The organism is Paracoccus sp. S4493, assembly GCF_000967735.1.
Lineage (GTDB): Bacteria > Pseudomonadota > Alphaproteobacteria > Rhodobacterales > Rhodobacteraceae > Paracoccus > Paracoccus marcusii.
This window is the reverse complement of sequence record NZ_JXYF01000396.1, coordinates 1-1,013: the sequence shown is the minus strand read 5'-3', so window position 1 is coordinate 1,013 and position 1,013 is coordinate 1. Positions and strand designations below refer to the sequence as shown.

At 55.1% G+C, this 1,013-nt stretch carries 1 protein-coding gene; it reads left to right on the top strand.

Translation table 11 applies throughout. The features are described from left to right. Positions 1-97: 97 nt before the first annotated feature. Positions 98-1,013, top strand: a 916-nt coding sequence (locus tag TW83_RS18025; RefSeq protein WP_157001772.1) for a hypothetical protein, incomplete at its 3' end; no start/stop codon positions are given.

Genomic DNA, 1,013 nt, shown 5'->3' with positions numbered 1-1,013 from the left:
CGCGAAAGCTGATCAGCGCTATCGAAGTGATCCGTCGTTAACGGAATCTCATTCAAAATGCGCGACGCTGACAAATAGTAGATCATAAGAGGGACAAATGACGCTTTCTTCAGAATCGAATATTCTTACCATCGGTCATAGCCTCGTCGGGCGGCAAATTCCCCACATGATGAACAGCATGGGAAATGAAGGAAAAACCGACTTTCAGGTCATTACCGGCGCACCGTTGCGTGTGAGTTGGAATGGCCACGATCGTGTCCATGCGCAAGGTGTGGATTCCCACCAGGCCCTCGCCACCGGCAAATATGACGCACTCATCCTCACGGAAGCCGTTCCTCTGGAAACGAATGTCCAGTGGAACGACACCTCGGGTTACGCCCTCAAATTCCTTACTCTTGCCCATGCCACCAACCCCGGCATCCAGTCCTATCTCTATGAGACCTGGAACGGGTTCGACTTCTTCAACGGTGACCTGAAGGCTTGGCGGGCAAGCTTGGACCGTTTCAGCCCTATCTGGGAAGGCGTGGTCGACAAAGTAAATGCGGCACGACCGACTGGATCGAAAGAGATGCTGCTCGTTCCCGCCGGGCAAGCAATGGCCAATCTTTACGATGCTATCGAGGCCGGCAAGATCCCTGGCGTTTCCTCCATCAGGCATTTCTTTACTGACGATATCCATCCGACAGACGCCGGCTATTACTTCGTGACGATGGTCCACCAGGCGACACTCTACGGTAAGGACCCTTCAGGCCTGCCGAATACCGTCTTCGGTGATTATGGCGCCTACCCGACCATCAATCCCATCATTGCAGCAAGCCTTCAGAAGCTGGCTTGGAAAACTGTGATGGAATATGATCGTGACGGCGTGAATGAGGGTGCCGCTCCCGCACCAACGCCCACCCCTGTCCCGCCCGTCGACAAGCCTCAGCCCGAAGAGCCAGAGGTCACACCTACACCCGATCCGACTCCCATTCCGACACCACCCGCCCAGAACGCCATCAACGGGAATGACA